This window comes from Hespellia stercorisuis DSM 15480 (genome assembly GCF_900142165.1).
Taxonomy (GTDB): Bacteria; Bacillota; Clostridia; order Lachnospirales; family Lachnospiraceae; genus Hespellia; species Hespellia stercorisuis.
In genome coordinates, this window is sequence record NZ_FQZY01000120.1 from 1 (window position 1) to 6,246 (window position 6,246).

Genomic DNA, 6,246 nt, shown 5'->3' on the forward strand with positions numbered 1-6,246 from the left:
GGTACTCATCCCATTTCAACTGCTCAAACTGAAAAAAATGGTGAAAAACGGTATCACAAAAGATACGCTGAAAGCGTTGCAGAATCTGATTGAGAATGATATACTCGGAAGTATCAAAGCAAACTTTCAGGTAGGGAATATCACAAGGGACGATGCAGACCAGTTGATTGAAATGACGAATCTTCTGTATCAGCATATCTGTGATCACTATGAAGAGTTAAAGGGGGCCGGGGAAATGAAACCATTATTGGACGGAGCCATGGAACTTCCACTGGATAAATACCGGATCCAAATCGATCAGTTAGAAGCGGAAAAGGCAGTAATCGGAGCGGAAAAAGCGGCGATTGAAGCAGAAAAGCTCAGACTTGAGAAGGAAAACGAAGAACTAAGGGAACAAATTAAGAGGCTGAAAAAGTAAATTAGTGATTATGTAATAGAATAGAAAACAGAAAACAAAGGCCAGAGGCATAATAGCTTTTGGTCTTTATTTTGTTGCGGACTGCAGGGGAAGGGGATATAATTGTCTCGAATACAAATACGAAGCTGGAGGTTTTATATCGATTATGGTTATTGAAGGAAATAAAAAAGAAATTGAGGCGATGATGGAATTTCATAAAGGAAATCGTCAGGAAGGATTAAGAATGCAGGAAGAATTTGCATCTGACTTTAGAACAGAATATAAAGAAAAAGACCATTGTTCCTGTCAAAAAGCATGCAGATATCACGGAAACTGCAAAGAATGTGTTGCAATTCATCGGGCACATCAAGAGCATGTCCCAAATTGCATGCGGCCCATAATAAACAAAAAAATAAAGATGTTGTCGGAACTAACAGAGCATACGATTGCAAATGAAATAGAAGCGCCGAAGGAGATTCTTAGAAAGGGTTGAACCCATGAGGATATTACTTGTTGAAGACGATATGGAAATCAGCGGGATGTTAAAGGAATATTTAACATCAGAAAATTATGAAGTGATTCCGGCTTATGACGGTGAAAGTGCATGCCGCAAATTTGGAGAAGGTATATATGATCTTGTCATCCTGGATCTGATGATACCAAAAATCAGCGGAATGGACGTCCTGGAATATATTCGGAAAAATAGTGTCGTGCCTGTCATCATCGTGTCTGCCAAGGATACAGAAACAGATAAAACATTAGGGCTGGGATTGGGGGCCGACGATTATATTACAAAGCCGTTTTCCGTTGTCGAGGTTTTGGCCCGCATAAAATCCATCATACGGCGGACCACGCAATATGATACGGTTCCGGTTGCTGTCCCGGCAGTATTGACGGCTGGAGATTTAGAAATGAATTTATCCGATTATACGCTCACGAAGAAAGGTGAGGCTGTTGAACTGACCGCAAAGGAATTTGACATTTTGAAACTTCTTCTGCAAAATCCAAAAAAGGTCTATACAAAAGAACAGATGTATTCCCTTGTTTGGAATGACGCCTACTGCGGAGATGAAAATGCTGTAAATGTTCACATCAGCAGACTTCGGAATAAGATTGAGGATGACACCCGTAAGCCCAGGTATGTGCTTACGGTCTGGGGGATTGGCTATAAATTAGGAGAAGTGTTATGAGCGAAGCGACAATTCTGTTTTTTCTGATTCTTTGTATCGTGATTTTAATCGGGATCATCCTCTATCAGCAGTTCATTTTTCGCACTGGCATACAGACAAAATTGCAAAAGATCAGTGGAAAGCTCAAAGAGATAACGGATACGGACAGTGATGAGCGAGTTATGATTTTCACCGAAAATCAAGAACTGATGGAACTTGCGGCACAGATAAACCGCCTGTTGGAGCATCATCTGAAAGTAAAAGCAAAATACCGCTGTTCTGAAATTGCTTCTAAAAAAATGCTCTCCAATATCTCCCATGATATTAAAACGCCTATGACAGTCATCTTGGGATATTTGGAAATCATGCGGGTAAATGGGACGTGTACAGATGAAATGCTTGGAAAGATTGAGCAAAAAGGTCAAAATGTGATGGAATTAATCAACCAGTTTTTCACTCTGGCAAAATTAGAGTCCGGAGATATGGATCTGGAGCTTTCTAAAATTGATGTGTGTGAGATCTGTCGGGAAAGCATTCTGGATTTCTATGAAATACTGACAAACAATGATTTTCAAGTGGATATTGATGTCCCGGAAACATCGGTCTATGTGCAGGGAAATAAGGAGGCACTGCAGCGTATTTTATTCAATCTCATTTCGAATGTGATTCGCTATGGAGCCGAAGGAAAATATTTGGGAATGGTTTTACGAACGGATGAAAGAAATGTATATATCGATGTGACTGATAAAGGGAAAGGAATTGACAAGCTCTTTGCGGACAGCGTATTTGACCGGCTGTTCACGATGGAAGATTCCCGCAACCGCAACATACAGGGAAACGGATTGGGACTGACGATTGCTAAAAACTTAGCTTTGCAACTTGGCGGAACGATTACGCTGGAGAGTACCCCTTATATAAAAACAACATTTACGGTGCAACTCAAGAAAATGTCTTATTAATCATATTTGAACACAGCGAAAGAAATTTGTAAGATTTATTCAAGAGTTTTGAAAATCAAAGTCGCTACAATGGTATTTAGAAAGGAGGCACGAAAAATGCCATATATTTTACAAACAAACCACCTTACGAAAACCATTGGCGGCAAAGATCTCGTAAATGACGTTAATCTTCATGTGAAAAAAGGTGAAATCTACGGTTTTCTTGGTCCCAATGGGGCTGGAAAAACTACCATAATGAAAATGATAACAAATCTCTGGAAACCCTCTGGTGGAAACATCGAGATCTTTGGAGAAAAACTCACCCCACAATCTTATGAGGTCTTGAAGCGAATAGGGAGTATCATTGAGTTTCCTACTTTTTATGACCATATGACGGGAGATGAGAACTTAAGACTTCATTGTGAGTACATGGGGTACTACAATCACGGCAGTGTCGAAAATGCTCTTGATCTGTTGAATCTGACGGATGCAGTAAACAAACCTGTCAAGAATTATTCCCTTGGTATGAAAGAGCGTCTCGGAATTGCCCGCGCAATCCTCTGCAAACCGGAGCTGCTTATTCTGGATGAACCAACGAACGGACTCGATCCCGCAGGGATGAAGCAGATTCGTGATCTGCTAAAAACGCTCTGCACTGAGTATGGCATCACAATTATGATCTCTAGCCATATTCTTTCAGAAATCGAAAGTATTGCGGATACGGTCGGAGTCATCCATCATGGGAAAATGATGAATGAAATCAGCATGAACGAAATCGAGGAAATGAGTCTGGCCTATGTCGAATTGTCTGTAGTGAACACGAAAACAGCGGCTTATGTATTAAGCGAAAAACTCGGGCTCACCAATTTTAAGATTGTTGCGGATGGGGAGATCCGCATCTATGACAACCGTGTATCCACGCAGAAATTATCTAAAGCTTTAGCACTGAATGATGTCGAGGTCATTGCTTTCGGCAAAAAGGCTGAAACGCTGGAAGATTATTTCTTGAAAATGACTGCGGAGGTGAACAGATAATGTGGAAATTGATTAAACTGGAATGGAAGAAAAACAATATCGGTAAATACGTGAGAAATGCCGTAATACTGGCGGCGATCCTCTGTCTGTTCATGTTCGTACTTGCTTATCTGGGCATCGCAAATGATCCGGATACAGGCGTACCAGATGCGGCTCCCGGAAATAATACAATATCAGCACCGATTGAACTGTTCACAAGTATGTCATTTCTTGTCTTTACCAGTGTGATGCTTTCGTCATTCATCGTGAGCGCATACAAAAACAAAACGATGACTTTGATGTTCTCATATCCCATTAAACGAAAAAAAATTCTTGTTTCACAAATGCTGGCTGTGTGGATTTTTAACTTTGCGGCATTGGTACTTACAAAGCTGCTGCTTTATGGCGGTATTTTGTTAGGATCATGCTTTATGGTATCGTCATTTCCACTTGACTATAACATGGCAGACCTGGGCTTCTACATCCAGCTGCTTGTAAAATCCACTGTTATCGTTACGATGAGCTTTATAGCTCTGTTTATCGGAATAGCAATGAAATCCTCAAAGGCAACGATTATTTCCTCGTTTCTGCTGATTATTTTAACGCAGGCAAATATAGGTGATCTTACAATGGCAGATAACGCTGTATTTCCTGTTATTTTAACTTTTATTTCAGCGGTTTTTGCATTCTTTTCCATTAGCGGGGCGGAAACCAAAGATCTGATGTAGCCAGAAAACTCAGGTGGTCGAAAACGAGCATGCAAATATGAGCGAAGGGCAGCTATAAAAAATGAAGATATTTTACAAGCCATACATAAAAGGGAATGGTAAACTGTTTTTAGACCGGCGAGGAGGAGCATACATGAAAAAAGAAACAAGAACAGTGGTCTTTGATGATGAGCTGCGAATAGAAGCTTACCGTTTTGAAGGAATCGTACAACCATTTCCCAATCATTTCCACGAATATTATGTCATTGGCTTTGTAGAAGATGGGCAGCGCATGCTTTCCTGCAGGAATCAGGAATATTTAATAAAAAAAGGGGATACGGTATTATTTAATCCGGGTGATAACCATGCCTGTGTGCAGAACGACGGAAGTACACTGGATTATAGAGGATTTAATATTTCGAAAGAGGTCATGTTAGATTTGTCGGAAGAAGTGACCGGAAAGCGGGAATTACCGGGTTTTTCAGAAAATGTTATTCAGGATGAAGAAGTAACCTGTTATCTTCAGCCACTGCATGAACTGGTGATGGAGGGGGCCTGCGAATTTGGTAAGGAAGAAAATCTGTTATTGCTGATTTCCATGCTGATTCAGCAGTATGGTCAGCCTTTTGAAAACTGCGTCCCGGAATGTCGGGAGGAAATTGAGCAGGCATGTACTTTTATTAAGCAGCACTACACAGAGCATATCGATCTGGATCTGATCTGCCGTCATGCCGGACTGAGCAGGTCTACGCTGCTGCGGGCATTTACAAAGGATAAAGGCGTTACCCCATACAGCTATCTGGAAAATGTCCGTATCAGCGAGGCAAAGAAACTATTGGAGCAGGGAATGGCACCGGTGGAAACTGCTCTGCAGACAGGCTTTACGGATCAGAGCCATTTTACAAATTATTTTAACCGATTTATTGGTCTCACACCAGGCATTTATCGGGACATTTTTCTTGAACGTCCGCTTTCCCAGAATACGGAGGACCAGATAGATGAAAACTAAAAATACGATAGGACATCTATCTGCATTGCTTACGATTATCATCTGGGGCACTACCTTTATATCGACCAAGATATTGTTAAACGATTTTCAGCCGGTGGAGATCTTGTTCCTTCGGTTTCTTATAGGACTGTTGGCGCTGTTCGTAGTGTACCCTCACAGACTGAAGGGGACTACACCAAAGCAGGAAGGAATCCTTGCGGCGGCCGGGTTGTGCGGCATCTGTATGTATTATTTGCTGGAAAATATCGCATTGACATATACGATGGCATCGAATGTGGGTGTCATTATATCCGCAGCGCCCTTTTTCACCGCCATTTTATGTCACTTATTTCTGAAAGAAGAGGAAAGGCTGGGAGCAAATTTTCTTATTGGTTTCGTGGTGGCGATGGCGGGTATCATTCTTATCAGTTTTAATGGCTCCAGGATGGAACTGAATCCAATGGGGGATGTATTAGCGGTACTGGCGGCTTTTGTCTGGGCCTGTTATTCGATTTTGACAAGGAAAATAAGCAGTTTTGGATATCATACGATTCTGACTACGAGACGGGTGTTCTTTTATGGACTTTTATTTATGATACCGATGCTGTTTCTGCTCGATTTCAAACTGGATATTTCCCGTCTTTTAAGACCAGTGCCACTGATGAACATGATCTACCTGGGACTGGGCGCGTCGGCTCTGTGTTTTGTGACCTGGAACTTCGCGGTCAGGACACTGGGGGCAGTTAAGACCAGTGTGTATATTTACATGGTGCCGGTCATTACGGTGGTGACATCCGTATTGGTACTTCGTGAAACGATTACGTTTATGGCGGTAGTTGGAATCGTATTTACACTGGCGGGCCTGTTCCTGTCGGAGCGTAAATTATTTGTAACTGTTCAGAACTCCATTAGTTAAAGATGATATCGGAATTCCCTAAAAGGGCTTCTCTGATTGCTGTAAAAGCATTTATTCCATGCTTATGAGCAGTCCCAATATAGCTCATGATTGTAAGATATTCCTGTGCGCCTTCCT

Annotated in this window: 7 protein-coding genes and 1 pseudogene; all 8 read left to right on the forward strand. The window is 41.5% G+C overall.

What is annotated here, in order from left to right; translation table 11 throughout:
* Positions 1-418: pseudogene (locus tag BUB85_RS21640) on the forward strand (hypothetical protein); the annotation flags it as partial.
* 145 nt (positions 419-563) lie between these two features.
* Positions 564-890: an LPS biosynthesis protein gene (locus tag BUB85_RS20375; protein ID WP_073113302.1), complete on the forward strand. Its 327-nt coding sequence runs from the start codon at positions 564-566 to the stop codon at positions 888-890.
* A 4-nt stretch (positions 891-894) separates the two neighbouring features.
* The gene (locus BUB85_RS20380) at positions 895-1,587 is read left to right on the forward strand and encodes a response regulator transcription factor (RefSeq protein ID WP_073113303.1); all 693 of its coding nucleotides are present in this window, start codon (positions 895-897) and stop codon (positions 1,585-1,587) included.
* Entirely contained in the window at positions 1,584-2,525 is a 942-nt protein-coding gene (locus BUB85_RS20385; RefSeq protein WP_073113304.1) for a sensor histidine kinase, read from the forward strand. The genes BUB85_RS20380 and BUB85_RS20385 overlap by 4 nt, the downstream gene beginning before the upstream one ends.
* A 96-nt stretch (positions 2,526-2,621) precedes the next feature.
* Positions 2,622-3,539 (forward strand): ABC transporter ATP-binding protein, encoded by a 918-nt coding sequence (locus tag BUB85_RS20390; protein ID WP_073113305.1) that lies wholly within the window; start codon positions 2,622-2,624, stop codon positions 3,537-3,539.
* Positions 3,539-4,246, forward strand: coding sequence for an ABC transporter permease (locus BUB85_RS20395; RefSeq protein WP_073113306.1), 708 nt, complete (start codon positions 3,539-3,541; stop codon positions 4,244-4,246). Before BUB85_RS20390 ends, BUB85_RS20395 begins: the two co-directional genes overlap by 1 nt.
* Positions 4,247-4,379: 133 nt before the next feature.
* Entirely contained in the window at positions 4,380-5,234 is an 855-nt protein-coding gene (locus BUB85_RS20400; protein ID WP_073113307.1) for a helix-turn-helix domain-containing protein, read from the forward strand.
* Complete coding sequence (locus BUB85_RS20405; protein WP_073113308.1) at positions 5,224-6,129, forward strand: DMT family transporter; 906 nt, start codon at positions 5,224-5,226, stop codon at positions 6,127-6,129. The genes BUB85_RS20400 and BUB85_RS20405 overlap by 11 nt, the downstream gene beginning before the upstream one ends.
* Positions 6,130-6,246: the final 117 nt, after the last annotated feature.